Here is a 25,866-nt window from a genome sequence, read left to right as displayed (position 1 = left end):
GATGGTACGTACAAGAGTGGAAATCTGCGGTATCGATACATCTACTTTGCCGCTTCTGTCGAGTGAGGTAATGAAAGAGACGTTCATCCGCCTGCAAAGCGGCGATGAATCCGCACGTGATGAGTTAGTGACAGCCAATTTACGTCTCGTCCTGAGTCTGGTCCAGCGGTTCGCCTATCGCGGTGAACCGGCGGATGATCTGTTCCAAGTCGGCTGTGTCGGCTTGCTGAAGTCGATCGACAACTTCGATTTAAAACATAATGTCAGGTTTTCAACATACGCTGTCCCGATGATCGTCGGGGAGATCAAGCGCCATCTGCGCGATCACCATACCGTCCGCGTGTCGAGGTCGCTGCGGGATATCGCTTATAAAGCCATCCGTGCGAAGGAAGATTTCATCAACGAACATCAGCGTGAACCGAGAATATCGGATCTGGCAGCGCTGACAGAAATCCCGGAAGAGGACATCCTGCTTGCATTGGACGCAATTCAGGACCCGATGTCACTCCACGAGCCGATGAACGGAGATGGCGGCGATCCGATCTATATGATGGACCAGCTGCATGACAAAACGGTTTCAGAAGAACGCTGGCTGACGTACGTGTCGATGAAGGAAACGATGACCGAGCTGGACGGCCGGCAGCAGCTGATCCTCTCCAAACGTTTCTACCTCGGCCAGACACAGACGGAAATCGCAAAAGAACTCGGGATTTCCCAGGCACAGATTTCAAGGCTCGAAAAGCAGGCGATCGCTCAAATACGAGCTGGCATGGAACAGAGCAAATAATGACTTGACGCAATGTGCATCGCGCATTGCGTTTTTTTGCGGGCTTGTGCATAGACTGTGAAGAAGGAGGGATTCTATGCGGTTTTCAGAAATCCAAAAGAAAGAAGTGATCGATCTTAACCGCGGGAAGTTTCTCGGTTTCGTACAGGATGCTTCGATCGATATCACGGACGGTAAAATACAGACGCTTCATATCGGGGGTACGGAGCGCTCGTTATTCATGGAGTCGCGGGTCAAGGACCAGAAACAGGTGAGATATGAGGAAGTGGTCACCATCGGTAAAGATATCGTGCTGATCCAAAAGAAACTGCCCCCTGGAATGACTAATCATTGATAACTGACGCACTGCTTGGTACAATGGAACAAAGTATCCAGAAAAGTAGTGAAGATGATGACACGTTTACAACAGCGAATCACCATAATCGAAGAGGACGTGCGCCAGGCGTGTGAACGGGCCGGCAGGGATCGCGGGGACGTAACAGTCGTTGCAGTCACAAAACAGGTGTCCGGACAGCGCGCAAAGGAAATTCTCGGCGAAGGGATCATCCATCTCGGGGAGAACCGTCCGGAAGGGCTTCTGGCCAAACAGGAAGTGATTCCTCAAGGTGCGGTCTGGCATTTCATCGGGAATGTCCAAAGCCGCAAAGTGAAGGAGATCATCGAACGGATCGACTACCTGCATTCCCTCGACCGCCTCAGCCTGGCGAAAGAGATCCAGAAACGTGCCGTCGAACCGATCGACTGCTTTGTACAAGTCAACGTCTCCGGTGAAGCTTCAAAATCGGGTCTTGCTCCGGACGAGACCGAAGAATTCATCAGTAAGCTGCGCGAATACGATAAGATACGTGTCATCGGCCTGATGACGATGGCACCGAATACGGAAGACGATCAGCTGATCCGATCCGTGTTCAGGAGTCTCCGCGAATTGCGGGACAAACTTGCTGCCAAGCAGATGCCGCATGCACCGGTGACGAAGTTGTCCATGGGGATGTCAAATGACTACATCATTGCAATCGAAGAGGGCGCAACCCATGTGAGGATCGGGACAGCACTCGTCGGTTCGGAAAGCGGGGGAGACGAATGAGCATCAAAAACAAATTCGAGAAATGGTTCTACCTTGACGAGGAAGAAGCGGCAGCCCAGGAGGCGGAAGTCCGGCAGCCGGCGCCTGTGAAACAGGAGCGCAAGCCGGGCAAACCGGCTCCGATGAAAAACGCCCCGATGCCGAAACAATCCCGTGAAAACCAGCCGGCCGGGAACATTGTCAGCCTCCAGAGCGTCCAGAAATCATCGAAGGTCGTTCTTTTGGAACCGAGGGTCTATGCAGAAGCCCAGGACATTTCCGAGCATCTGATGAACAAGCGTGCTGTCATCGTCAACCTGCAGCGGATCGACCGCGATCAGGGCGTCCGGATCGTCGACTTCCTGAGCGGTTCCGTCTATGCGCTCAACGGGGACATCCAGCGGATCGGCACGGATATATTCCTCTGCGTGCCTGAAAACGTCGAAGTGAATGGCTCCATCTCCGACTATATGAATGAAAGAAACTGAATGAGGTGTACCGACCGTAATGGATTTATTACTGCTTCAACTATTTAAAGTGATCAGCTTAGCGCTGACTGTCTACTCGATAGCTCTTGTCATCTATATCCTGATGTCATGGGTGCCGGCTTCGCGGGATACTGCGTTCGGAAGGATTCTAGAAAAGATTGCAGAACCTTATTTGGGGTTTTTTCGGAAATTCATCCCGCCGCTCGGCATGATCGATATTTCTCCAATCGTAGCATTGCTTGCGCTCCGTCTGATCGAAAGAGGGCTCGCATCGATATTCATCTGGCTGCTGAATGTCCTGTAAGTACAGGATTACCAGACCTGACAGAAAACATCACATCCTCACTCCGTGGGGATTTTTTTATAAGGAGACAGACCAATGGATGGCATCTTGCAGCATTTCAGAAAAGAAGAACAGCCCTTTGTCGAACTCGTGCAGGACTGGGTCCGGGAAGTCGAGGACCTCTATTCCCCGAAACTGACAGGTTTCCTCGATCCGCGTGAGCGGTTCATCGTCCAGTCGGTGGTCCGGGGAAGCGGCCTCCTGACAGCGGAACACGGCGGTTTCCAGGAGGCCGAACGGAAACGGCTGCTTCTGTATCCCGATTATTATGCACCGACGGAGGAAGATTTCCAGATTGCCGTCTTCGCCATCCGCTATGCGGCGAAATTCGTGACACTCGAACACCCGGCCATTCTCGGTTCCCTGATGGGGCTCGGTCTCGACCGCTCGAAATTCGGGGACATCCGTCTGGAAGGCGAAGCCGCCCAATTTGCAGCCGCCTCGGAAATCGGCGCGTATCTGGAGGCGAATTTCACATCCGCCGGAAAAGCGAAAGTCCGTCTTGAAGAAGTCGGCACGCCCGAAGAGTATATCGAGACGGACGAAGAATGGACGGAGGAGACCCGGATTGTCAGCTCCCTCCGCCTGGATACCGTCCTGTCTTCACTGCTCAATAGTGCCAGGCAGAAATCGGCTTCGTATATAACAGGCGGAAAAGTGAAAGTGAACTGGCGTGTCATCGAGCAGCCGTCTTTCGAACTGAACGAATCGGACGTGCTATCCGTCCGGGGGTACGGGCGCTTCAAAGTGATCGCCATCGAAGGGCGCACGAAAAAGGACAAGATCCGTCTGGTTGCCGGGAAGTTGGAATGATTTTTTAGGGACGGACTTTAGAAAAAGCCGGTTTTCTGTTATAGTCAACGGTAGATGCATTAAGATCATCAAAAGGGGAGAGACTTGAATGGCGCTTACACCAATTGATATACATAACAAGACGTTCGGCAGCAGATGGCGGGGCTACGACGAAGACGAAGTGAACGAATTCCTGGAGCAGCTCATGAAAGACTACGAAAACCTGATGAACGAAAACAAGGAATTGACACGCAAACTGAAGGAGACCGAAGATCAGATTGCGCATTTCAATGCGATCGAGGATACGCTGCAGAAGTCGATCATGGTGGCGCAGGAAGCGGCTGAAGACGTCCGCCGCAACTCCACACAGGAAGCGAAGCTGATCATCAAGGAAGCGGAGAAGAATGCAGACCGCATCGTCAATGAAGCACTCTCCCGTTCCCGTGAAATCTCGATGGAAATCGACGACTTGAAGAAGCAGTCGAAAATCTTCCGAAACCGCTTCCGCATGCTGATCGAAGCCCAGCTGGACCTAGTGAAAATGGATGACTGGGATGAACTGCTGGAATATGAGGCAAACACGAAGAAGCTCGAAACAGCGGCCGCAGACGACGAGTGACCGCAGCTTGACGAAAGACCCTGCCGCAATTATAATATGGTTCATATTACAAGACAGGCGCTGAAAGAGACAGTACTTTCCAGACAGGTGTGATGCCAGCGAGCCGGGGAGGGTGGGAGCCCGGCCAGACACATGGGAAGGAAGATCACTCCGGAGCCGGACTGCCGACCGCAGTCCCGGAACACACCCCGTTACGGTGTTCGAGAGGCAGCTGTATGACGCAGCTGCAACTAGGGTGGTAACGCGAGCACAATCCTCGTCCCTTTTTGGGGACGGGGATTTTTAGCGTTCAGGATAGTGGATGTACGTGCTTGGGACCGAGCTTGGATGACTAGAAACCGAGGAGGAATTGGAATGGATTATAAAGAAACACTGCTGATGCCGAAAACGGACTTCCCGATGCGCGGCGGCCTGCCAACGAAAGAACCGCAGATGCAGGAGAAATGGGATCAGGAAAACATGTACCGGAAAGTGCAGGAGCGCACAAAAGGCCGGCCGGTGTTCATCCTGCATGACGGACCGCCTTATGCGAATGGCGATCTCCATATGGGGCATGCGCTCAATAAGGTGCTGAAGGATATCATCGTCCGCCATAAATCCATGACGGGCTACCATGCGCCGTACGTGCCGGGCTGGGATACGCACGGTCTGCCGATCGAGCAGGCACTCGTGAACAAAGGGGTCAAACGGAAAGAGCACAGCATCGCGGAATTTCGTGAAATGTGCAAAGAATACGCCCTTCAGCAGATCGACAACCAGCGCTCGCAATTCAAGCGGCTCGGTGTGCGCGGTGACTGGGAGAACCCGTACATCACACTGAAGCCTGCATTTGAAGCGCGGCAGATCAAAGTGTTCGGTGATATGGCGAAAAAAGGCTATATCTACAAAGGACTCAAGCCTGTCTACTGGTCCCCATCATCGGAAACCGCTTTGGCGGAAGCGGAGATCGAGTATCAGGACAAAAAGTCGCCGTCCATCTACGTCAGCTTCCCGGTCCGTGACGGAAAAGGTCTTCTGGACGACGACGTCAACTTCCTGATCTGGACGACGACACCTTGGACGATTCCTGCAAATCTTGGTATTTCCGTGCATCCGGACTTCGTCTATACGGTTGTTGCAACAGGCGGGAAAAAGTTCCTCGTGGCAAAGGACCTCGTCAAACAGCTGGCAGAGGAACTTGCATGGGAGAATTATGAGACAGCAGGCGAATACAAAGGCCGCGAACTTGAACTGATGACTGCAAGCCATCCGCTCTATGACCGTGAATCCCTCGTCATGCTCGGCGAACACGTCACAGCAGATGCAGGTACGGGCTGCGTCCATACAGCACCCGGCCACGGGGAAGATGACTTCCACGTCGGCAAGAAATACGGGCTCGGCGTCCTGTCCCCTGTCAATGACCGCGGTGTCATGACGGCGGAGGCCCCGATGTTCGAAGGCCTCTTCTACGAAGACGCGAACAAAGCGATCACCGAAAAGCTGAAGGAAGTTGGCGCACTCGAAAAGCTGTCATTCTTCACCCACTCCTATCCGCACGACTGGCGGACGAAGAAACCGGTCATCTTCCGGGCGACGTCCCAGTGGTTCGCGTCGATCGAGTCATTCCGCGGTGAACTGCTGGAAGCGATCCGCAACACGAAGTTCACGCCGGCCTGGGGCGAGACGCGCCTGTTCAACATGGTGCGCGACCGCGGGGACTGGTGTATTTCCCGGCAGCGTGTATGGGGTGTTCCGATCCCGGTATTCTATACGGAGAATGACGAGCCGATCATCACAGATGAGACGATCGATCACATTTCCAATCTGTTCCGTGAACACGGATCGAACATCTGGTTCGAGTGGGACACGAAAGACCTGCTTCCGGAAGGGTTCACACATCCGGGCAGCCCGAACGGTTCGTTCACGAAAGAGACGGATATCATGGATGTCTGGTTCGACTCGGGATCGACCCATCAGGGTGTGCTTGTGGAGCGTGACGACCTGTCGTATCCGGCGGACCTGTACCTGGAAGGCTCCGACCAGTACCGCGGATGGTTCAACTCATCCCTGACGACAAGCGTCGCCATCAACGGCATCGCCCCTTACAAGGGACTGCTGAGCCATGGCTTCACCCTCGACGGCGAAGGCCGTAAAATGAGTAAATCGATCGGCAACGTCATCCTGCCGTCCAAAGTGATGAACCAGTTCGGTGCCGATATCCTGCGCCTGTGGGTAGCTTCCGTCGACTATACAGCGGACGTCCGCGTGTCCGACTCGAACTTCAAACAGGTGTCCGAAGTGTACCGGAAGATCCGCAACACGGTCCGGTTCCTTCACGGTAATACGTCAGACTTCAACCCGGCGACCGATGCAGTGCCGTTCAGCGATCTCCGTCCTGTCGACCAGTACGTTTACGCGAAACTGCAGGATCTGATCCGTGAGGTGCGCGATGCCTATGAGAATTACGAATTCGCAGTCGTCTATCATGCCATCAATTCGTTCTGTACGAACACATTGAGCTCATTCTATCTGGACATCGCAAAAGATGTCGTCTATATCGAAGCGGCTGACCATTCGCACCGCCGGGCGATGCAGACGGTCATGTACGAAGCGCTGATCACCCTGCTCAAACTCGCAGCACCGATCCTTCCGCATACAGCGGATGAAATGTGGGCGTATCTCGAGCATGAAACAGCAGAGAGCATCCAGCTGACGGATATGCCGGATGCGCAGGATCTCGGAACCGAAGAACTGCGCAGCGCATTCGACCAGCTGATGGCTGTCCGCGATGATGTATTGAAAGCACTGGAAGAAGCACGGAACAGCAAAGTGATCGGCAAATCGCTCGAGGCGCATGTCTCCGTCGCGCTCCGCGATGACCTTGCTCCGCTTTTTGAAACCGGGGACATCAACTTCGCCCAGTTCTTCATCGTTTCGGAATTCAGCGTCATGCCGGAATCGGAGCTGCCTGCACAGGCGGAACAATTCCCGTCCGGCAAGATCGCCGTCGGGAAAGCGTCCGGTGAAAAATGTGAACGCTGCTGGACGATTTCAGAAACGGTCGGGCAGGACGGCAAGTATCCGGAACTGTGCGCGCGCTGTGCAGACGTCGTATCGCACCATTACGCATAATTGACAACATCCGACACTGCAGAGACGCCGGCCAGCCGGCTGCTGCAGTGTCTTTTGCGTGACGTGCCGTTTGGCGTGTACGCAGCCCTCCGGGGTATGATAAACTTAAACCGACACTGCAGGACGGAGGGAACAGGTTTGCTGATTTATTACAGTATCGCGGTGATTGTCATTTTGCTCGACCAGCTGACAAAATGGGCAGTCGTATCTTCAATGGAAATCCGGGAGCGTATTCCGCTGATCGACCCGTATCTCAGTCTGCTGTCCCATCGGAACCGCGGCGCGGCATGGGGCATGCTGGAAGGGCAGATGTGGCTGTTCGCCATCGTGACGGTCGCGGTCATCGCAGGCATCGTCTACTTCTTCCAGAAGGAAGCGAAAGGCAGCCCGCTGTTCGCCTGGGGACTGATGCTGCTGCTGGGCGGAGCAGTCGGGAACTTCATCGATCGGATGGTACGCGGGGAAGTCGTCGATTTCGTCAGTGTCCTCATCCCGGTCATCAACTATGATTTCCCGATATTCAACGTGGCGGATGCCGCATTGACGATCGGTGTCATTCTCGTCATCCTGCATCTTTTATTGGAAGAAAAAAAGGATAAGAAAGCAAAGGTGGACTAATGGAGCAGATTCAATACATCATCGAACACGAAACAGCCGGGGAGCGGATCGACAAAGCACTGACAGCCGCCAATCTCGACTGGTCACGGACGCTCATCCAGCAATGGGTGAAAGAGGGGATCGTGCTTGTCAACGGCAGCACGGTGAAGGCGAATTACAAGGTGAAGGACGGCGACGTGCTGACGGTCGATGAGCCGGAGCCGGAAGAACTCGATATCCCTGCAGAAGATCTGGATCTTGATATCGTCTATGAAGATAAGGATGTGCTTGTCGTCAATAAGCCGAGCGGGATGGTCGTCCATCCGGCACCCGGCCATACGACAGGGACGCTTGTGAACGGTCTCATGTATCATTGTGACGACCTGTCGGGCATCAACGGCGTCATGCGCCCCGGGATCGTACACCGGATCGACAAGGATACTTCCGGGCTGCTCATGGTAGCGAAGAACGACAAGGCCCATGCCTCGCTTGTGGATCAGCTTGTGGCGAAATCAGTGACGCGTGTCTATACAGCCCTCGTGCACGGACATATCCCGCATGACAACGGCACGATCGACGCGCCGATCGGCAGGAATCCGAAAGACCGGCAGAGCATGGCGGTCGAGAATAACGGCAAAAATGCCGTCACCCACTTCAAAGTGCTGGAACGTTTCGGGGATTTCACACTCGTCGAATGCCGGCTGGAGACGGGGAGGACCCATCAGATCCGTGTCCATATGAAATATATCGGCCATCCGCTTGCGGGAGATCCGAAATACGGACCGGAAAAGACGATCGAGTTCGACGGACAGGCATTGCACGCAGGTACGCTCGGATTCGTCCATCCCGTATCCGGCGAGTATATGGAATTCGAAACGCCGCTGCCTGAAAATTACAGACAGCTGCTGGATGAGATGCGCGCAAAATAAGGTTGACGCGCATTCCGGAACACGGTATGCTTGTAATAGAAATCGAATAGCGGACCTTTAATGCCAATCCAGAGAGGTTGGGAAGGATGCACGGATTTCCAGGACGCCTGCCTGAGGGGGAGGCTGTCATCTGGATACGATTGCGCATGCAAACCTTCCTGCCCGAACGACGGCCGGAAGGTTTTTTGTTTGGGCACAGACATGCCGCTGAGACGTCACAAGTGGAAATCGAGGAGGAACCGGAATGGCAGAAAAAGCGAATATCTTGGATGAAAGTGCGATCAACCGTGCACTGACACGGATCGCCCATGAAATCATCGAACGCAACAAAGGGATCGACCATTGCATACTTGTCGGCATCAAGACACGGGGAGCTTTCCTGGCAGCCCGGCTGGCGGAGAAGATCGAACAGATCGAAGGCCGCCCAATCCGGACAGGCGAACTCGATATTTCGCTGTACCGGGATGACCTCGGACTGAAATACGAGAACAAGGAGCCCCTGGTGAAACAGGTCGATATCAACTACAGCCTGGCAGATGAAAAGGTCGTGCTGATCGATGATGTGCTCTATACAGGAAGAACTGTGCGGGCTGCGATGGATGCGGTCATGGATCTCGGCCGGCCGGCAGCGATCCAGCTGGCGGTGCTCGTCGACCGGGGACACCGGGAACTGCCGATCCGCCCGGATTTCGTCGGGAAGAACATCCCGACATCGAGCGGTGAGCGGGTCGTCGTCAACTTGACGGAATCCGACAGCGAAGACAGTGTCACCATCCATTCCAGATAATCGACCCAAGATTCGGAGGCTGTATGCAAATGGCAGAAAAAGTATTGGACGTCCATGAAAAACCGGAAGCCGGCAAATGGCTTGCGCTCAGTCTCCAGCATATGTTCGCGATGTTCGGGGCGACGATACTCGTCCCCCAGCTCGTCGGACTGAGCCCTGCAATCGCACTGCTGACGAGCGGAATCGCAACACTGGTGTTCATCGTCATAACGCAGGGGAAAGTGCCCGCCTACCTCGGCTCCTCATTCGCCTTCATCGTACCGATCCAGGTGGCGACGAAAACAGGCGGAATCGGCAGCGCCATGATCGGCAGCATGTTCGTCGCACTTGTTTACGCGATCGTGTCACTCATCATCTGGAAGACCGGGCATAAGTGGATCATGAACATCCTGCCGCCGGTCGTTGTCGGGCCGGTCATCATGGTGATCGGTCTCGCAGTCGCACCGACGGCTGTCGGGATGGCGAGCCGCATCGACGTGGACGGCGTGTCCACCTACAGTCTTCTTCATTTTTCGGCAGCGATCGTCACGCTGGCCGCCGCGGTCATCTGCATGATGTTCTTCCGCGGCGTCATCAGCCTGATGCCTGTGCTGATCGGAATCATCATCGGCTACATCTACTCGGCGGTCATCGGTATCCTGGACTTCCAGCCTGTCATGGAGGCGAAGTGGTTCGCATTTCCGGACTTCCTGATTCCGGGCGTCACATATGACTTCGTCGTGACACCGACACTGCTGTTCATCATGGTGCCGATCGCGATTGTCACGATTTCCGAGCATATCGGCCATCAGCTCGTGCTCGGCAAGGTCGTGGAGCGGGATTTCATCCGCGATCCGGGGCTGAACCGCTCGCTGCTCGGTGACGGGGTCGGGACGCTGATCAGCGGTCTGCTCGGCGGACCGCCGAAGACGACGTATGGCGAGAACATCGGCGTCATGGCGATCACCCGGGTCTACAGCGTGTATGTCATCGTCGGAGCCGCCGTGTTCGCCATCCTGTTTTCGTTCCTCGGAAAAGTGATGGCGCTCATCGCAACGATTCCGACAGCGGTGCTCGGCGGAATTTCGATCCTGCTTTTCGGGATCATCGCATCATCCGGCCTCCGTATGCTCGTCGACAACCATGTGGATTTCGACAACCAGCGCAACCTGGTCATCACGTCGATCATCCTGGTCATCGGCATCGGCGGCGCCTCGCTCAATTTCAGCGAGACATTCCATATCGAAGGGATGGCACTGGCAGCGATCGTCGGCGTGCTGCTCAATCTGCTGCTGCCTGGCCGGGAGAAGCAGACACTCGAGGATCATCCGGAAGATCCGATCTTCATCAGCAAAGACAACTGAATACGCGTGACCTTTTAACATTGTACTGAGAGACAAGGAAAGGTTTATGTGAATGGTGTCCTGGACTGACAGGACCCGTCTGTACATAAATAGCCTTCCTGCCTGCCGGGAAGGCTTTTTTTACGGCCTTTCCTCAACTAAAGGAGGATGACAGCATGGAAAACTTACTGACAATGACACAATTCAACGAAGAGGAAATCATGGAGATCCTGAATTATGCGGAATATTTGAAGCGCCACGGCATCCGTGAATTGCCCGGGAAATACTTGGTGAGCAACCTGTTCTTCGAACCGAGCACCCGGACGAAACTGAGCTTCGAAATCGCGGAACGGAAATTGGGTCTTGAGATCATCCAGTTCGATCCGGGCCACTCGAGCACGACAAAAGGGGAGACGCTGTTCGATACGGTCAAGACCCTGGAAGCGCTCGGTGTCAACGCGGTGGTCATCCGTCATCCCGAAAAGGATTATTACAAGCAGCTGGAAGGCATCAGGATCCCCGTTTTCAACGGCGGCGACGGCACTGGTCAGCATCCGAGCCAGTCGCTGCTGGACCTGTTCACCATCAAAGAGGAATTCGGCAGTTTCCGCGGCTTGAATATCGTCATCGCAGGAGATCTGTCACACAGCCGCGTCGCCGCTTCCAATGCCGAAGCGCTGAGGAAGCTCGGTGCGAACGTCAGTTTCGTCTGCCCGCCGGAATGGTCCGGCGACTACGATGCGCTGCCGGAGTGGGATCAGATCATCGGAAAAGCGGATGTCGTCATGCTGCTGCGTGTGCAGCACGAGCGCCATGATGAAAAGATGAGCTATACGAAAGAGGAATACCACGCCCGCTACGGTCTGACCGAAGAACGCGCAGCAAAGTTGAAAGAGGATGCAATCATCATGCATCCTGCGCCCATCAACTGGGGTGTCGAAATCGCTGAATCACTCATGCATCACCCGAAGCTGCGTGTCTACGAAGCGGTGGAGAACGGTGTCTATATCCGCGCGGCAGCGATGGAAATGATTTTACGGGGAGGAAACGTACATGCACAAGCTGCTCCGAAATATCTGGCTATATGATGAAACACCCGAAGACCTGAAGGACGTCCGTATCCGGGACGGGCGGATCGAGGAAATCGGGAAGGGACTTGCGGAAAACGATGCAGAACTGATCGATGGCAAGGGGCTTTGTCTCGCACCCGGGTTCGTCGATGTCCACGTCCACTTGCGTGAACCGGGCGGAGAACGGAAAGAGACGATTGCGACCGGTACGGAAGCGGCGGCAAAAGGCGGCTATACGACAATCTGCGCAATGCCGAACACGCGGCCTGTCCCGGACACGGCGGAAAATTTGGAATACGTCAATGACTTGATACGCCAGCATGCATCGATCCGGGTGCTGCCGTACGCATCCATTACGATCCGGGAAGCCGGGAAGGAGCGGACGGACCTTGCAGAACTGAAAGCGCATGGTGCCTTCGCGTTCACGGATGACGGCGTCGGCATCCAGGAAGCCGGGATGATGTACGAGACGATGCAGGACGCGGCAAAGCTCGATATGGCGGTCGTCGCCCATTGCGAAGACAATACACTGATCTATGGCGGTGCGATGCACGAAGGGACGCGCAACAAGGAACTCGGCCTGCCGGGCATCCCGTCAGTCGCGGAGTCGGTCCATATCGCCCGGGACATCCTGCTCGCTGAAGCAGCGGGCGCCCACTACCATGTATGCCATGTCAGCACGAAGGAATCCGTCCGGGTGATCCGGGATGCGAAACGGGCAGGCGTGCGCGTCACCGCTGAAGTGACACCGCATCATCTGCTGCTGACCGAGCACGATATTCCCGGCGACGACGCGATGTGGAAGATGAACCCGCCGCTCCGGGGACATGAGGACCTGGCAGCTCTGAGAGAAGGGCTGTTCGACGGCACAATCGATTTCATCGCCACTGACCATGCACCGCATACAGCGGAGGAAAAAGCGGCAGGATTCAAGAAGGCGCCGTTCGGGATCACAGGGTTCGAAACAGCCTTCCCGCTTCTGTATACGCACTTCGTAAAAAACGGGGACTGGTCGCTGAAGCAGCTTGTGGATTGGCTTGCAGGTAAGCCGGCTGACGTATTCCGCCTTCCTTACGGGAAGCTCGCAAAAGGAATACCGGCGGATCTCGTGCTGCTCGATCTGTCGGCAGAACGGACGATCGAGCCGGCGTCATTCCTCTCAAAAGGCAAGAACACGCCATTCGGAGGGACGACATGTACAGGATGGCCTGTCATGACGCTGTACGGCGGACAGACAGTCTATGAAGATAAGGAATAGGAAACACAGATAAGACAGAGCAAACAGACAGGATGACAGCAAAGGAGGTCCGCAAATGATACTGCAAGACAAGATGGTCATTCGAAGCAAACGTCAGCTTGCTGACCGCATCATGGAAATGGAGCTGGAAGGGGAACTGGCGGCGGAAATCACATCGCCCGGCCAGTTCGTCCATATTCGGGTAACCGATACATATGAGCCGCTGCTCCGCCGGCCGATTTCGATCGCTTCCTATGACAGGGACCGCCGGCGGATGACGATCATCTTCCGGGCGGAAGGAAGAGGGACGCAAATCCTTGCGGAAAAAGCTGTGGGTATCTCCGTCGACGTACTCGGACCGCTCGGGAACGGGTTTCCGAGCGGGCAGCCGAAGCCGGGCGAAACGGTACTGCTGGTCGGCGGAGGCATCGGGGTGCCGCCGCTCTACCAGCTGTCGAAAGAGCTGACAGCTGCGGGTGTCCGTGTTGTCCACGTGCTCGGGTTCCAGACGGCATCCGCCGTCTTCTATGAACAGGAATTCTCAGCACTCGGCGAAACGCGGATCGTCACAGCTGACGGCACTGCCGGCGAGAAGGGATTCGTGACGGATTCCCTACGTGCGCATCCTGTCGATTTCTCTGTCTATTATACATGCGGACCGACACCTATGCTGTCCGCAGTGCAGGAGGCGTATGCCGGCAAACCCGGCTACCTGTCATTCGAGCAGCGGATGGGCTGCGGCATAGGCGCCTGCTTCGCCTGTGTCTGTGAAACGAAAGAAACTGACAGCCGGCCGTACGTCAAAGTCTGTTCGGACGGACCGGTATTCCCAGCAGGGGTGGTGGCCATATGAACCGGTTGGCGGTGGAACTGCCGGGCCTGTCACTGAAGAACCCGATCATGCCGGCATCAGGCTGTTTCGGCTTCGGCAAGGAGTACGGCAATCTGTATGATCTGTCCCAGCTCGGCGCGATTATGATCAAAGCGACGACTCTGGAGCCGCGCTTCGGAAACCCGACGCCGCGTGTCGCAGAAACGGCAGCCGGCATGCTGAATGCCATCGGCCTGCAGAATCCCGGCCTGGCCAGCGTGCTGCAGGATGAACTGCCGCGGCTTGCAGAGATCGACGTGCCGATCATCGCGAATGTCGCGGGTTCCGAAGTGGCTGATTATGTCCAGGTGGCGGAAGCGATCTCACAAGCGCCGAACGTCCAGGCGCTGGAACTGAATATCTCGTGTCCGAATGTCAAATGCGGAGGGATCGCATTCGGCACGGATCCGGTTCTCGCCGGCGAACTGACGGCGGCGGTCAAAGCCGTATCGTCCGTGCCTGTCTATGTGAAATTGTCGCCGAATGTCGCGGACATCACTGTGATCGCACAAGCTGTCGAAGCAGCCGGTGCAGACGGACTGACGATGATCAATACACTTGTCGGCATGCGGCTCGACCGGAAGACCGGCAAGCCTGTCATCGCGAACAGGACAGGAGGGCTGTCCGGCCCTGCGGTGAAGCCCGTCGCGATACGGATGATCCATGAAGTGAGCCGGGCAGTCGGAATCCCGATCATCGGAATGGGGGGCGTGACGGACACAGGGGACGTCATCGACTTCCTGTCGGCGGGCGCAAGCGCGGTCGCCGTCGGTACGGCGAACTTCGTCAATCCGTTCGTCTGCCCGGAGATCATCCGCGAACTGCCGGCAGCGCTTGATGAAATCGGGGCAGCCACGGCAGCGGAGTTAATCGGAAGGAGCCACAGAGTATGAATACATCACCGATCATCGCACTCGATTTTGAAGACGGACAGTCGGCCATGACCTTCCTCGAGCCGTTCGAGACAGGAACGTTCGTGAAAGTCGGGATGCAGCTGTTCTATAAGGAAGGTCCTGCAGTCGTCCACCAGCTGAAAGAGAGAGGGTTCGACGTGTTCCTCGATTTGAAACTGCATGATATCCCGAATACGGTGAAGTCGGCGATGACTTCAATCGCTCAGACTGGCGCGGATCTGGTCAATGTCCACGCGGCTGGCGGTGCGGCCATGATGGAAGCGGCGCTGGAAGGGCTTGACAAGGGGACGGCGGCAGGGGGACGGCGCCCTTCGCTCATAGCGGTGACACAGCTCACCTCCACCACCGAAGAACAGATGCAGCGTGAACAGCTGATCGGACGGACGCTTGATGAGTCCGTTCTGCATTATGCAAAGCTCGCGCAGACAGCCCGCTTGGACGGCGTCGTGTGCTCTGTCCTGGAGACAGGGAAGATCGCCGATGCCTGTGGGAAGGAATTCCTGAAAGTGACGCCGGGCATCCGGATGGCGGATGATGCGGCGCACGATCAGAAGCGGATCGCAACCCCAACGCAGGCGAGGGAGCTCGGATCGACACATATCGTCGTCGGCCGGTCGATCACCCAGGCGGCGGATCCGCTCACAGCCTATCGGGAAATCGTGAATCAATGGAAAGGGATGGATGGACGATGATGAAACAGGAGATTGCAGAAATATTGCTGAACGCGGAGGCTGTGACACTCAGTCCCGACGAGCCGTACACATGGGCGTCCGGCATCGAGTCGCCGATCTACTGCGACAACCGGCTGATCATGTCCGACCCGGCCGGACGGCGCCGGGTGGCGGAAGGGCTTGCGGAGATCATCCGCAAACAGTATCCAAACACAACAGTCATCGCGGGAACAGCGACAGCAGGAATCCCGCACGCTGCCTGGGTTGCGGACATCCTTGGCCTGCCCATGGTCTATATCCGGTCGAAAGCGAAAGGGCACGGACGCAGTAAACAGATCGAGGGCCGTGTGAAACCGGAGGACCGCGCAATCATCGTGGAAGATCTCATTTCGACAGGGGGCAGCAGTCTGACGGCAGCGGCAGCACTCCGTGATGAGGGTATACCCGTGGAAGGGATCGTCTCCATCTTTACATATGGTCTCGACAGCGCCGATCAGGCATTCGCGGAAGCGGATCTGACGTATACAAGTCTGACGGATTTCGATGCGCTGGCCGAAGTGGCGGCACGCACAGGCGCCATCCGCCAGGAATCCCTGGCTCCGCTGAAGGACTGGCACGGCAGATTGAAGACAGGGGCACTGCACAATTGACAGGAAGCAGGGATGGCCTCCCCTGCTTCTTTTTTGGTTCCAGGAAGGAATGATATCTTGATCGGCTGGAAAAGCATCCTGCGGGGAAGGAAGCGGAGATCATCGAGAGTTTGGCCGCGGGAGTGGGGCTGGACGGAGGCTGATTGTGAAGTTATGAGCGCAGCGGGCCTGTTTATGATCACTTTCAGGGGTTTATGAGCAAATCCGGATGTTTATGAGCGGAATTCCTGTTTTATGATCACTTTTCCGGATTTATGAGCGGAACGGCCACGTTTATGATCACTTTCAAGTTTCCCGGGGCGTCCCTGCTGCAAGGACCGCCAATAACCACTGGGAATACGAAAAAACCGGCGGGGCTGCTGCCCTGCCGGTGTGCTGATCATGCTTTCAGTTTGCGGACGAGGTCCTCGTCCGGTGTGACATAGACCGTCTGCTGTTCAAAGTAGATAACAAAGCCGGGTTTCGAGCCGTTCGGCTTTTTCACATGCCGCACTTCCGTGAAGTCGACCGGCACGGAAGCGGAGCCGCGCGCTTTGCTGAAATAGGCAGCAAGTGCTGCCGCCTCCTGGATCGTCCCGTCATCGGGCTGTTCGTCATGGATGACGACATGGGAGCCCGGGATGTCCTTCGTATGCAGCCAGATATGATTGCGGGCGGCCAGCTTCGATGTCAGCCAGTCGTTCTGCCGGTTGTTCTTGCCGACGGAGATCTTGGTGCCCGACGTCGACACGTAGGACTCCGGCATCGGCTTTTTCGGCTTCGCTTTCTTCTTGCCTTTCCGTGCTTTCATCAGCCCGAGATCTGCCAGTTCATCCCGGATTTCGTCGATATCATCGGTCGATGCCTGCATGACCTGCTGCTTCACCATTTCGAAATAGCTGATGTCCTCGGCTGCCTTTTCGAGCTGGTCGGCAATCTGGATCAATGCATTTTTCGCTTTTGCATATTTCGAGAAGTAGCGCTGGGCATTCTCGATGACCGTCTTGCGCGGATCGAGCGGGATGGTGACCGTCGTGCCCTGTTCATAATAGTTGTCGACTTCCGCTTCCTTCTGCCCTTTCCCGATTGCATAGCTGTTCGCGGTCAGCAGTTCGCCGTAGAGCTGGAACGTATCGAGCCGCCCGGCATCCTTGCGTTCCTTCTCGAGTTTCTGGACTTTCAGTTTCAATTTCGCGATCTCGTTGTCGAGCCAGCGCTCGAGATCGGCGGCCTGCGCCTTCACCCGCTCACGGACCGCACGTGCAAAGTACACTTTGTCGAGCAATTCGCCGAGAGTCGGATAGAGCGTCGGCGGCTGACCGGTGAAGGTCAGATCCGCTGCCGAGAACAGCAGCTTGCCGTCCTTCTCGACTGCATTCGGTCTGAATGGACCGTCCGAGAAAGTGCGCACGAATTCATTGTACACATCGAATGCCCGCGGGCTGTCCGCATTGTGCATCCGGTACAGCAGCTCCTCGGCGTGGACGGGAGAGAAGCCGGACAGACGGCCGACGACCGCTTTCGGCGAGTCGAATTCCGGCAGCAGTGTGTCGAATTCCTGTTCCGTCAGTTCGAACGGATCGAGTTTGTCCTGGGCGGGTGCCGGTACATACGGCTGGCCCGGCATGATGGTCCGGTAGCTGTTGACCGCAGGCGGCAGGTGCTTCAGACTGTCGACGATCATATTGCGTTCCGGATCGATCAGCACAAAGTTGCTGTGCCGGCCCATGATCTCGAAAATGATTTCGCGTTCCATATCATCGCCGATTTCGTTTTTCGAACGGATCCTGAATGTAAGGATGCGGTCCGTGCCTGTCTGCCGGACAGCGGTCACCGTGCCCCCTTCCAGGTGTTTCCGCATCGTCATGCAGAACATCGGCGGTTCCGATGGGTTCTGGATCGTCTCTTCCGTGAACTGGACACGTGCATAGGAAGGATGGACCGAAAACAGCAGTTTCCGGTTCTGTCCCTCAGCACGGATGACCAGCACGATCTCCTGGGCGTTCGGCTGATGGATCTTCGTGATCCGGCCGTTTTCGATTGCTTGCAGTTCGCGTCTCATCGCGGTTGTGAACAACCCGTCAAATGCCATGTGCATTCCTCTTTCTTTTCGTTTTCTCCATTTTAGCACTAGACGGCTGACATATGGTATAATACGAATACATTCTTCGGATCGTTCCCGGTCAGGGCTGATTTGAAAAGAAAGACTATAGTTTAGAAGAGGGATTCCATGTTTAAACAACGAGGGCTTTTGATTGTCCTGTCCGGCCCCTCGGGTGTCGGAAAAGGGACTGTCCGGAAAGAACTGTTCACACAGCCGGATACGAATTATGAATATTCGATTTCGATGACGACGCGGCTGCCGCGGGAAGGCGAGACGGATGGCGTCGACTATTATTTCCGTCCGCGCGAGGAGTTCGAACGCCTCATCGCGGAGGGCAAGCTGCTGGAGCACGCCGAGTATGTAGGGAACTACTACGGGACGCCGCTCGATTATGTGAACGAGACGCTCGACTCCGGTCGGGATGTCTTTCTCGAAATCGAAGTGGTCGGCGCAGCGCAAGTGCGTGAAAAGATGCCGGACGGACTGTTCATCTTCCTGGCGCCGCCGAGCCTGTCGCATCTGGAGCAGCGGCTCGTCGGCAGGGGCACGGAAGTACTCGAAGTCATCGCATCGCGCGTTGCAAAAGCGCGGGACGAACTCGAGATGATGGATCTGTATGATTATGTCGTGGAGAACGACGAAGTCTCGAAAGCGTGCGACCGCATCAACGCCATCGTCACAGCGGAGCACTGCAGACGAGAACGTGTCGAAGAACGCTATTTAGCTATGCTGGAAGGGGAATGAAACCAATGCTGTATCCATCGGTAGATTCACTGAAAGAGAAGATCGATTCGAAGTACACGCTCGTATCACTGGCAGCGAAGCGCGCCCGTGATATCCAGGAAAACCATAACGAAGAGACGATGAAGTACAGATCGCACAAAAATGTCGGCAAAGCACTGGAAGAAGTTGCAGCCGGCCTGCTGAACAAGCAGAAGACCGATGATTCGATCGTCTATGAAGACGAGATCTGAGAACTCCCAAGCTGAATAAGAAATGGACGCTCCCTTAGAAATCGATTTTCTTGGGGAGTTTGTCATTTTTGGAAAGGATTGAACATCTTGCTGACAAACAAAAAGATCTTACTTTGCGTGACAGGCGGCATCGCAGTCTATAAGGCGGTGGCACTCGTGAGCAGACTGAGCCAGGCAGGTGCGGCGGTCAAGGTGGTCATGACGGAATCCGCCACGGAATTCGTCCGGCCCCTGTCGTTCCAGGTCATGTCCCGGAATGATGTCTATACGGATACATTCGATGAGAAGGACTCCTCCGTCATCGCGCATATCGACCTTGCCGACTGGGCAGACCTGATCATAGTCGCTCCGGCGACCGCGAATGTCATCGGCAAGCTCGCGAACGGGATCGCGGACGATATGGTCACCACACTGCTGCTTGCGGCGACAGCCCCGGTCTGGATAGCGCCGGCCATGAATGTCCATATGTACGAGCATCCGGCAGTCCTGCGGAACATCGACCGTCTGGCGCGTGACGGCTATGAATTCATCGAACCGTCGGAAGGGTTCCTGGCCTGCGGCTATGTCGGCAGGGGACGTCTCGAAGAACCCGAGAAGATCACAGAACTGGCCGCTGCCTTCTTTACAGAGCAGCCGCAGCGTCCGCTTGCGGGCAAGAAAGTGGTCGTGACAGCCGGCCCCACCCTGGAACGGATCGATCCTGTGCGGTACATCTCCAATTTTTCAAGCGGCAAGATGGGCTATGCGATGGCGGAAGCCGCAGTCGCACTGGGGGCGGACGTCGTCCTGATCACAGGGCCGGTTGCACTCGATCCTCCTGAAGGTGCGGCGGTTGTCCGTGTCGAAAGTGCTGCTGAAATGCTGGAAGCCGTGCTTGCGCAGTATGATGATGCCGATTATGTCGTGAAATCGGCGGCTGTCGCGGATTATCGCCCGCAGACCGTGCATCCGAACAAGATGAAGAAGAAAGAAGGCAATTCGGTGCTGGAACTGGAACGCACGGCCGATATCCTGAAAACACTCGGTGACCGGAAGACGCACCAATGCCTCATCGGGTTCGCAGCTGAGACGGATGATGCGATCACGTACGGAAAAGGGAAACTCGCTTCGAAAAACCTGGATTGGATCATCGTCAACGACGTGACGGATCCGTCAGGCGGTTTCGGAAGCGATTCGAACGTCGTGACCCTCCTGTCGAAAGACGGCAGTGAAACACCGTTTCCCGCCATGGAAAAACGGGCGCTTGCGAAGGAGCTTCTGACAGCTGTCGCGGCGCAGGGATCTGATGCGCAATGATCGCAGAAGTGATTGTGGATGTTGCCGCCTATCCGATCGACAGGCCTTTCGACTATAAGATCCCGGAACTGTTCCGCGGATTCGTCGAGCCCGGCATGCGGGTCAAAGTGCCGTTCGGTCCGCGCAAAGTGGCAGGTTATGTCGTCGGGCTGAAAGAGACGAGCGGTCTGGATGAGACCAAGCTGAAGTCCGTCGAGCAGCTCATCGATTTCGAACCGGTCCTCTCGCCGGAACTGCTCGAAATGTCGAAATGGCTGGCGGAAGATACGCTCGCCTACCGGATCGATGCCCTGCAGGTCATGCTGCCGGCAGCGATGCGTGCGAAGTACGAGAAATTCATCGTCGCTATGAAGCCCGATGGGATCCAAGGCGAGGCACTCATGGATATGATGGGCGGCAGGGAACGGGTGCCGCTGAAAATGGCGGATACCCCCGAATTGCTGAAACAGCTGAAGGCCGCCGCAGCGAGCGGAGCGGTCCGTGTGGAAACACTCGTCAAGCAGCAGACCGCGGTCAAGAAAGTCCGTATGATCACCATCCAGGATGCGGCTTCGATCGAGGGGGTTCTGTCCGGGCTGTCCAGACAGGCAGCCAAACAGCGCAGGCTCCTTGAGTGGATGCTCAGCCATGCAGGTGAATCGATGGAAGCCGGACGTCTGCTGAAAGAGGCGGACGTCACTGCGACCGTCCTGAAAAGTGTGATCGACAAAGGGGCGGCGCAGGAGAATAAGACAGAAGTGTACAGGGAGCCGGAAGATGTCCGCATGGAAGAGGCTGCCGTCCCCCGTGAGCTGACCGCCCATCAGCAGGAGGCGGTCGGGCAGGTGACGGACGCATTCCGTAACGGACAGGACAGCGTATTCCTTCTCCACGGCATTACCGGCAGCGGCAAGACGGAAGTCTATCTGCAGACGATCGAGGAAGTCGTGAAAAACGGCCGGGAGGCGATCGTCCTCGTGCCTGAGATCTCCCTGACCCCGCAGATGACATCGCGTTTCAAGGAACGTTTCGATGATCAGGTCGCTGTCATGCACAGTGCCCTTTCTGCGGGCGAGAAGTATGATGAATGGCGAAGGATCCACCGGAAGGAAGTGAAAGTGGTCGTCGGCGCAAGGTCGGCTGTGTTTGCTCCTTTCGAAAATCTGGGCATCATCATCCTGGATGAAGAGCACGAATCGACCTACAAGCAGGAAGACTCACCGCGCTACCACGCGCGCGACGTCGCGATCTGGCGCGCTGCCTACAACCGCTGTCCGGTCATACTTGGCAGCGCAACCCCTGCACTTGAATCGTATGCACGCGCTTCGAAAGGGCTCTATCACCTTCTAGAGCTGCCTGTCCGGGTGAAAGAGCTGGCACTCCCGTCCGTCCATGTTGTCGATATGCGGAACGAACTGAAGGAAGGCAACAGGTCGATGTTTTCCGTCCCTCTCGCCGAAGCGATCCGGGAACGGCTGGACAGGCATGAGCAGACCGTGCTGTTCCTGAACAAACGCGGATTCTCTTCTTTCGTACTGTGCAGGGACTGCGGCACGACGATCCAATGCCCGAACTGCGACATCTCCCTGACCTACCACCGGGCCAGTGAAAGCCTGAAATGCCATTACTGCGGTCACGAAGACGCGGTTCCGCAAGAATGCCCGGAATGCGGCAGTGAGCATATCCGTTTCTTCGGCACAGGGACGCAAAAGGCGGAGGAAGAGATCGGCCGCCTGTTCCCGGAAGCCCGTGTACTGCGGATGGACGTCGACACGACAAGGCAGAAAGGGTCGCATGCCCGCCTCCTGCAGAAGTTCGGTGAAGGGAAAGCGGATATCCTGCTCGGCACCCAGATGATCGCAAAAGGGCTCGATTTCCCGAACATCACGCTCGTCGGCGTGCTCGCAGCCGACACGACCCTCCACCTGGCCGACTTCCGGGCTGCCGAGAAGACGTTCCAGCTGCTGACGCAGGTGAGCGGGCGGGCCGGCAGACATGAACTGGAAGGGGAGGTCTTCATACAGACCTATACCCCTGAACACTATGCGATCGAACTGTCGAAGGCCCAGCTCTATGAGCCGTTCTATGCGATGGAAATGGGGGCGCGCAAGCAGTTCGGCTATCCGCCGTTCTACTATATCGTCAACATCCAATTCAGCCATGAGAACCTGCTGAAAGTCGTCGAGTATGCTGAAAAGGCGGCACGTTTCCTGACAGAGAGGCTCAGTCCGGAAAGTGTGCTGATCGGACCGACAGCATCGGCGGTCAGCCGGGTGAATAATAGATATAGGTACCAATGTCTGATAAAATACAAAAAAGAACCGAAACTGACAGAGACACTGCAGGCGCTCATCCGTCATTACCGCACCGGATGGATCAAAGACGGGCTCCTGCTGTCTGTGGATAAATCCCCGGTCGTCATCTATTGACGGGGCGAGAAAAGAGGAATTCGTTTGACTGTACTGGAAATCGTGAAATACCCTGACAAAATACTTGAAACGAAAACAGCGGAAGTCGTGAAGTTCGACCGCAAGCTGCACAAACTGCTCGATGACATGATGGAAACGATGATCGCATCAGACGGTGTCGGCATCGCAGCGCCCCAGGTCGGACAGTCGATCAGGGCGGCCATCGTCGATATCGGCGAAGGGGATCCGCCGATCGAGCTCATCAATCCTGTCATCACCGCAGTGGGCGGGGAAGACACCGATCTTGAAGGATGCCTGAGCTTCCCGGATCTGTATGGAGAAGTGAAGCGGCCGTTCTTCGTGCGGGTGGAAGCACAGGAACGGGACGGCTCCCTGTATGAACTCGAGGCGGAAGGCTATGAAGCCCGGGCGATCATGCACGAGATCGATCACTTGGACGGCATCCTGTTCAATACGAAAATCAGCCGCATTGTCGATGCTTCGGAATTCGACGAACCGGATGAAACGCTGGCGGCGTTAGGAGAGGACGTGACGGAAAATGAGTAGACTCGTGTTCATGGGCACGCCTGATTTTTCAGTGCCCATCCTGCGTATGCTCCACGAAGAAGGCCACGAGATTGCAGCAGTCGTAACGCAGCCGGACCGGCCCGTCGGACGCAAGCGTGTCCTGACCCCGCCGCCTGTGAAAGCGGAGGCGCTGCGTCTCGGACTGCCTGTCATCCAGCCTGAAAAGCTGAAAGGATCAGCGGAACTTGCAGAGATCATCGCACTTGAGCCGGATCTCATCGTCACAGCCGCTTTCGGCCAGCTTCTGCCGAACGATTTGCTGGATGCCCCGAAACTCGGCTGCATCAACGTGCACGCCTCACTGCTGCCGGCCTACCGCGGCGGTGCGCCGATCCACCAGGCCGTCATGGACGGCTGTGAAGAGACCGGCGTGACGATCATGTACATGGTGCAGAAGCTCGATGCCGGGGACATGATCTCACAAGTGAAAGTGCCGATCACGGAGACTGATGATACCGGCAGCATGTTCGGCAAGCTTTCGGCTGCCGGTGAACAGCTGCTGAAGGAGACGCTGCCCTCCATATTGGAAGGGACGAACGAACGGATCCCGCAAGACGAGACGCTCGTGACATTCGCCCGCAATATCAGCCGCGAACAGGAACGGATCGACTGGAACCGGCGCGCGCGGGATATCCATAACCAAGTGCGCGGCCTGTCGCCATGGCCGACAGCCTTCACGACCTTCCGCGGGGAAACCGTGAAGATCTGGAAAACCGAAATGGCCGAAGGTTCAGCGGACGGAGCTGCCGGTGACATCACGGATATCCAGAAAGACCGGATCATCGTCCGGGCCGGCGACGGAAATTCCGTCGCCATCACGGAGCTCCAGCCTGCCGGCAAGAAGCGGATGACGGCATCGGTCTTCCTGAACGGTTCCGGAAACGACTGGAAAAAAGGGGAGCGTTTCGTATGACGGCAAAGAAGAAGACGATCTGGAAAGGGAATGTCCGTGACGCTGCCCTCTCGATCCTCCTCGAAGTGAGCCGCAATCAGGCCTACAGCAACCTTCTGCTGACGAGGACGTTCGAAACGTATGGTATCAAAGACCAGGACAAAGGGCTCCTGACGAATTTGGCGTACGGCACACTGCAGCGCAGACTGACGCTCGATTACTATCTCGAGCCGTTCATCAAAGGGAAGCTTGATGACTGGGTGCGTGAGCTGCTGCGCCTGTCGCTGTATCAGATTGTGTACCTGACGAAGATTCCGCCCCACGCGGCCGTCAACGAAGCCGTCGAAATTGCGAAGCGGCGCGGTCATAAAGGCACGGCGAGCCTGGTCAACGGTGTGCTCCGTTCCGTCTTGCGGCAGGGCGTCCGCTCGATTGATGATATTCCCGACGAGACGAAACGGCTTGCCCTTGCAACGAGCCATCCTGAATGGCTGATCCGCAGATGGATCGACCAGTACGGCATGGAAGAGACCCAGCGGATGGCGGAAGCGAACAACATCCCGCCGGTCAATACAGCGCGTGTCAACACGGTTCACACGACAGTGGAGAAAGCGCTCCATCAGCTGAAGAGCGAAGGGGCGAAAGCCGAAATCGGCAAAGTGGTCCCTGAGGCGATCTACTGCCATAGCGGCAATGTCGCTAATACGTATACGTACACGAAAGGCTGGCTGACCGTGCAGGACGAAAGCTCCATGCTGCCGGTCTACGCACTGGATGTGCAGCCGGGCATGAAAGTGCTCGATATGTGTGCGGCACCAGGCGGCAAGACGACTCAGATCGCAGAGCATCTGGCGGATACCGGTGAAGTCCATGCACATGACCTGCATGAGCATAAGCTTGAACTGATCGAACAGAACGCGGACCGGCTCGGACTGAAATCGATCTGGACATCGAGCGGCGACAGCCGGGAACTCAGGGATGTGTATGAAGCGGAATCGTTCGACCGAATCCTCGTCGATGCACCGTGCAGCGGTCTCGGTGTCATCCGTCGCAAACCGGAAATCAAGTACAACAAGACGGAACAGGACGTCGAATCGCTTGCCGAAATCCAGGCGGAACTGCTGGAGACGGCATGGACACTCGTTAAACCGGGAGGCAAGATTGTCTACAGTACATGCACGGTGGATAAAACCGAGAATGACGGCGTTGTCCTACATTTCCTCGAACGGCATCCGGAAGCTGAAAAGGAAGTGCCGGAATTTTTCCGGGAGGCCGGTCTTTCAACACCGAATGGCATGCTGCAAGTGATGCCGCACCACTTCGGGAGCGACGGCTTCTTCGCAGCGGCCATCGTGAAGCCGGAGCTTGAGCAGTAAAGTCAGAAATGATTGGGGG

General features: G+C 56.2%; 26 protein-coding genes and 1 other annotated feature. Of the genes, 25 read left to right on the top strand and 1 reads right to left on the bottom strand.

Annotated features, from left to right (window positions below; genetic code table 11):
• The first annotated feature begins 1 nt into the window (after position 1).
• From sigG to pyrE, 18 genes are all read left to right on the top strand, one after another.
• Positions 2-787 carry an RNA polymerase sporulation sigma factor SigG gene (sigG, locus tag QWT68_RS07430; RefSeq protein ID WP_040286928.1) on the top strand — a complete coding sequence of 262 codons (786 nt, stop codon included), beginning with the start codon at positions 2-4 and terminating at the stop codon, positions 785-787.
• Positions 788-863: 76 nt separating this feature from the next.
• Positions 864-1,121: a PRC-barrel domain-containing protein gene (locus QWT68_RS07425; protein WP_290150360.1), complete on the top strand. Its 258-nt coding sequence runs from the start codon at positions 864-866 to the stop codon at positions 1,119-1,121.
• A 57-nt stretch (positions 1,122-1,178) separates the two neighbouring features.
• The gene (locus QWT68_RS07420; RefSeq protein ID WP_040287285.1) at positions 1,179-1,871 is read left to right on the top strand and encodes a YggS family pyridoxal phosphate-dependent enzyme; all 693 of its coding nucleotides are present in this window, start codon (positions 1,179-1,181) and stop codon (positions 1,869-1,871) included.
• A complete protein-coding gene (locus tag QWT68_RS07415; RefSeq protein ID WP_290150359.1) occupies positions 1,868-2,338 on the top strand; it encodes a cell division protein SepF in 471 nt (156 codons plus the stop codon). Before QWT68_RS07420 ends, QWT68_RS07415 begins: the two co-directional genes overlap by 4 nt.
• A gap of 19 nt (positions 2,339-2,357) precedes the next feature.
• Complete coding sequence (locus QWT68_RS07410) at positions 2,358-2,642, top strand: YggT family protein (RefSeq protein ID WP_040286925.1); 285 nt, start codon at positions 2,358-2,360, stop codon at positions 2,640-2,642.
• 75 nt (positions 2,643-2,717) lie between these two features.
• Positions 2,718-3,494, top strand: coding sequence for a YlmH family RNA-binding protein (locus tag QWT68_RS07405; protein WP_290150358.1), 777 nt, complete (start codon positions 2,718-2,720; stop codon positions 3,492-3,494).
• A gap of 88 nt (positions 3,495-3,582) precedes the next feature.
• On the top strand, positions 3,583-4,092 hold the full coding sequence (locus QWT68_RS07400) for a DivIVA domain-containing protein (protein WP_040286923.1): 510 nt from the start codon (positions 3,583-3,585) through the stop codon (positions 4,090-4,092).
• 51 nt (positions 4,093-4,143) lie between these two features.
• Positions 4,144-4,359 (top strand) — a binding site (T-box leader).
• 87 nt (positions 4,360-4,446) lie between these two features.
• Positions 4,447-7,203: an isoleucine--tRNA ligase gene (gene ileS / locus QWT68_RS07395; RefSeq protein WP_290150355.1), complete on the top strand. Its 2,757-nt coding sequence runs from the start codon at positions 4,447-4,449 to the stop codon at positions 7,201-7,203.
• A gap of 138 nt (positions 7,204-7,341) precedes the next feature.
• Positions 7,342-7,821, top strand: a complete 480-nt coding sequence (gene lspA / locus QWT68_RS07390; protein ID WP_290150353.1) for a signal peptidase II — start codon at positions 7,342-7,344, stop codon at positions 7,819-7,821.
• Positions 7,821-8,729 (top strand): RluA family pseudouridine synthase, encoded by a 909-nt coding sequence (locus QWT68_RS07385; protein WP_290150351.1) that lies wholly within the window; start codon positions 7,821-7,823, stop codon positions 8,727-8,729. Before lspA ends, QWT68_RS07385 begins: the two co-directional genes overlap by 1 nt.
• Before the next feature lie 244 nt (positions 8,730-8,973).
• On the top strand, positions 8,974-9,516 hold the full coding sequence (gene pyrR / locus QWT68_RS07380; protein ID WP_040286919.1) for a bifunctional pyr operon transcriptional regulator/uracil phosphoribosyltransferase PyrR: 543 nt from the start codon (positions 8,974-8,976) through the stop codon (positions 9,514-9,516).
• A 29-nt stretch (positions 9,517-9,545) separates the two neighbouring features.
• Complete coding sequence (locus tag QWT68_RS07375) at positions 9,546-10,859, top strand: solute carrier family 23 protein (RefSeq protein ID WP_040286918.1); 1,314 nt, start codon at positions 9,546-9,548, stop codon at positions 10,857-10,859.
• Positions 10,860-11,014: 155 nt separating this feature from the next.
• Positions 11,015-11,926: an aspartate carbamoyltransferase catalytic subunit gene (locus QWT68_RS07370; protein ID WP_290150349.1), complete on the top strand. Its 912-nt coding sequence runs from the start codon at positions 11,015-11,017 to the stop codon at positions 11,924-11,926.
• Complete coding sequence (pyrC, locus tag QWT68_RS07365) at positions 11,892-13,166, top strand: dihydroorotase (protein WP_290150347.1); 1,275 nt, start codon at positions 11,892-11,894, stop codon at positions 13,164-13,166. The genes QWT68_RS07370 and pyrC overlap by 35 nt, the downstream gene beginning before the upstream one ends.
• A gap of 55 nt (positions 13,167-13,221) precedes the next feature.
• Positions 13,222-13,998, top strand: a complete 777-nt coding sequence (locus QWT68_RS07360) for a dihydroorotate dehydrogenase electron transfer subunit (protein WP_040286915.1) — start codon at positions 13,222-13,224, stop codon at positions 13,996-13,998.
• Positions 13,995-14,909, top strand: a complete 915-nt coding sequence (locus QWT68_RS07355; protein ID WP_040286914.1) for a dihydroorotate dehydrogenase — start codon at positions 13,995-13,997, stop codon at positions 14,907-14,909. The genes QWT68_RS07360 and QWT68_RS07355 overlap by 4 nt, the downstream gene beginning before the upstream one ends.
• Positions 14,906-15,622: an orotidine-5'-phosphate decarboxylase gene (pyrF, locus tag QWT68_RS07350; RefSeq protein WP_040286913.1), complete on the top strand. Its 717-nt coding sequence runs from the start codon at positions 14,906-14,908 to the stop codon at positions 15,620-15,622. Before QWT68_RS07355 ends, pyrF begins: the two co-directional genes overlap by 4 nt.
• Positions 15,622-16,251, top strand: a complete 630-nt coding sequence (gene pyrE, locus QWT68_RS07345; RefSeq protein WP_040286912.1) for an orotate phosphoribosyltransferase — start codon at positions 15,622-15,624, stop codon at positions 16,249-16,251. Before pyrF ends, pyrE begins: the two co-directional genes overlap by 1 nt.
• A gap of 379 nt (positions 16,252-16,630) precedes the next feature.
• On the opposite strand, the gene QWT68_RS07340 is transcribed toward pyrE, so the two are convergent.
• Positions 16,631-18,322 carry an Rqc2 family fibronectin-binding protein gene (locus QWT68_RS07340; protein WP_290150343.1) on the bottom strand — a complete coding sequence of 564 codons (1,692 nt, stop codon included), beginning with the start codon at positions 18,320-18,322 and terminating at the stop codon, positions 16,631-16,633.
• Between the two features lie 138 nt (positions 18,323-18,460).
• On the opposite strand from QWT68_RS07340, the gene gmk reads away from it, so the two are divergent.
• From gmk to rsmB, 7 genes are all read left to right on the top strand, one after another.
• Entirely contained in the window at positions 18,461-19,078 is a 618-nt protein-coding gene (gmk, locus tag QWT68_RS07335; RefSeq protein WP_040286910.1) for a guanylate kinase, read from the top strand.
• A 5-nt stretch (positions 19,079-19,083) separates the two neighbouring features.
• Positions 19,084-19,308, top strand: a complete 225-nt coding sequence (gene rpoZ / locus QWT68_RS07330; RefSeq protein WP_040286909.1) for a DNA-directed RNA polymerase subunit omega — start codon at positions 19,084-19,086, stop codon at positions 19,306-19,308.
• A gap of 87 nt (positions 19,309-19,395) precedes the next feature.
• Positions 19,396-20,604: a bifunctional phosphopantothenoylcysteine decarboxylase/phosphopantothenate--cysteine ligase CoaBC gene (coaBC, locus tag QWT68_RS07325; protein WP_290150342.1), complete on the top strand. Its 1,209-nt coding sequence runs from the start codon at positions 19,396-19,398 to the stop codon at positions 20,602-20,604.
• A complete protein-coding gene (gene priA / locus QWT68_RS07320) occupies positions 20,601-23,012 on the top strand; it encodes a primosomal protein N' (protein ID WP_040286907.1) in 2,412 nt (803 codons plus the stop codon). The genes coaBC and priA overlap by 4 nt, the downstream gene beginning before the upstream one ends.
• 24 nt (positions 23,013-23,036) lie before the next feature.
• Entirely contained in the window at positions 23,037-23,558 is a 522-nt protein-coding gene (gene def / locus QWT68_RS07315) for a peptide deformylase (protein ID WP_052461796.1), read from the top strand.
• Positions 23,551-24,492 carry a methionyl-tRNA formyltransferase gene (gene fmt, locus QWT68_RS07310; protein WP_290150341.1) on the top strand — a complete coding sequence of 314 codons (942 nt, stop codon included), beginning with the start codon at positions 23,551-23,553 and terminating at the stop codon, positions 24,490-24,492. Before def ends, fmt begins: the two co-directional genes overlap by 8 nt.
• The gene (rsmB, locus tag QWT68_RS07305) at positions 24,489-25,847 is read left to right on the top strand and encodes a 16S rRNA (cytosine(967)-C(5))-methyltransferase RsmB (protein ID WP_290150340.1); all 1,359 of its coding nucleotides are present in this window, start codon (positions 24,489-24,491) and stop codon (positions 25,845-25,847) included. The genes fmt and rsmB overlap by 4 nt, the downstream gene beginning before the upstream one ends.
• The last annotated feature ends 19 nt before the right edge of the window (positions 25,848-25,866 follow it).

Source organism: Sporosarcina trichiuri (genome assembly GCF_030406775.1).
Classification (GTDB): Bacteria; Bacillota; Bacilli; order Bacillales_A; family Planococcaceae; genus Sporosarcina; species Sporosarcina trichiuri.
The sequence above is the reverse complement of the archived record's forward strand: the minus strand, read 5'-3'. Positions and strand labels throughout refer to the sequence as shown.

Coding starts and splice junctions, on each gene's coding strand:
- sigG (WP_040286928.1), top strand. CDS start 2: ATGGTACGTACAAGAGTGGAAATCTGCGGTATCGATACATCTACTTTG.
- QWT68_RS07425 (WP_290150360.1), top strand. CDS start 864: ATGCGGTTTTCAGAAATCCAAAAGAAAGAAGTGATCGATCTTAACCGC.
- QWT68_RS07420 (WP_040287285.1), top strand. CDS start 1,179: ATGACACGTTTACAACAGCGAATCACCATAATCGAAGAGGACGTGCGC.
- QWT68_RS07415 (WP_290150359.1), top strand. CDS start 1,868: ATGAGCATCAAAAACAAATTCGAGAAATGGTTCTACCTTGACGAGGAA.
- QWT68_RS07410 (WP_040286925.1), top strand. CDS start 2,358: ATGGATTTATTACTGCTTCAACTATTTAAAGTGATCAGCTTAGCGCTG.
- QWT68_RS07405 (WP_290150358.1), top strand. CDS start 2,718: ATGGATGGCATCTTGCAGCATTTCAGAAAAGAAGAACAGCCCTTTGTC.
- QWT68_RS07400 (WP_040286923.1), top strand. CDS start 3,583: ATGGCGCTTACACCAATTGATATACATAACAAGACGTTCGGCAGCAGA.
- ileS (WP_290150355.1), top strand. CDS start 4,447: ATGGATTATAAAGAAACACTGCTGATGCCGAAAACGGACTTCCCGATG.
- QWT68_RS07385 (WP_290150351.1), top strand. CDS start 7,821: ATGGAGCAGATTCAATACATCATCGAACACGAAACAGCCGGGGAGCGG.
- pyrR (WP_040286919.1), top strand. CDS start 8,974: ATGGCAGAAAAAGCGAATATCTTGGATGAAAGTGCGATCAACCGTGCA.
- QWT68_RS07375 (WP_040286918.1), top strand. CDS start 9,546: ATGGCAGAAAAAGTATTGGACGTCCATGAAAAACCGGAAGCCGGCAAA.
- QWT68_RS07370 (WP_290150349.1), top strand. CDS start 11,015: ATGGAAAACTTACTGACAATGACACAATTCAACGAAGAGGAAATCATG.
- pyrC (WP_290150347.1), top strand. CDS start 11,892: ATGCACAAGCTGCTCCGAAATATCTGGCTATATGATGAAACACCCGAA.
- QWT68_RS07360 (WP_040286915.1), top strand. CDS start 13,222: ATGATACTGCAAGACAAGATGGTCATTCGAAGCAAACGTCAGCTTGCT.
- QWT68_RS07355 (WP_040286914.1), top strand. CDS start 13,995: ATGAACCGGTTGGCGGTGGAACTGCCGGGCCTGTCACTGAAGAACCCG.
- pyrF (WP_040286913.1), top strand. CDS start 14,906: ATGAATACATCACCGATCATCGCACTCGATTTTGAAGACGGACAGTCG.
- pyrE (WP_040286912.1), top strand. CDS start 15,622: ATGAAACAGGAGATTGCAGAAATATTGCTGAACGCGGAGGCTGTGACA.
- QWT68_RS07340 (WP_290150343.1), bottom strand. CDS start 18,322: ATGGCATTTGACGGGTTGTTCACAACCGCGATGAGACGCGAACTGCAA.
- gmk (WP_040286910.1), top strand. CDS start 18,461: ATGTTTAAACAACGAGGGCTTTTGATTGTCCTGTCCGGCCCCTCGGGT.
- rpoZ (WP_040286909.1), top strand. CDS start 19,084: ATGCTGTATCCATCGGTAGATTCACTGAAAGAGAAGATCGATTCGAAG.
- priA (WP_040286907.1), top strand. CDS start 20,601: ATGATCGCAGAAGTGATTGTGGATGTTGCCGCCTATCCGATCGACAGG.
- fmt (WP_290150341.1), top strand. CDS start 23,551: ATGAGTAGACTCGTGTTCATGGGCACGCCTGATTTTTCAGTGCCCATC.
- rsmB (WP_290150340.1), top strand. CDS start 24,489: ATGACGGCAAAGAAGAAGACGATCTGGAAAGGGAATGTCCGTGACGCT.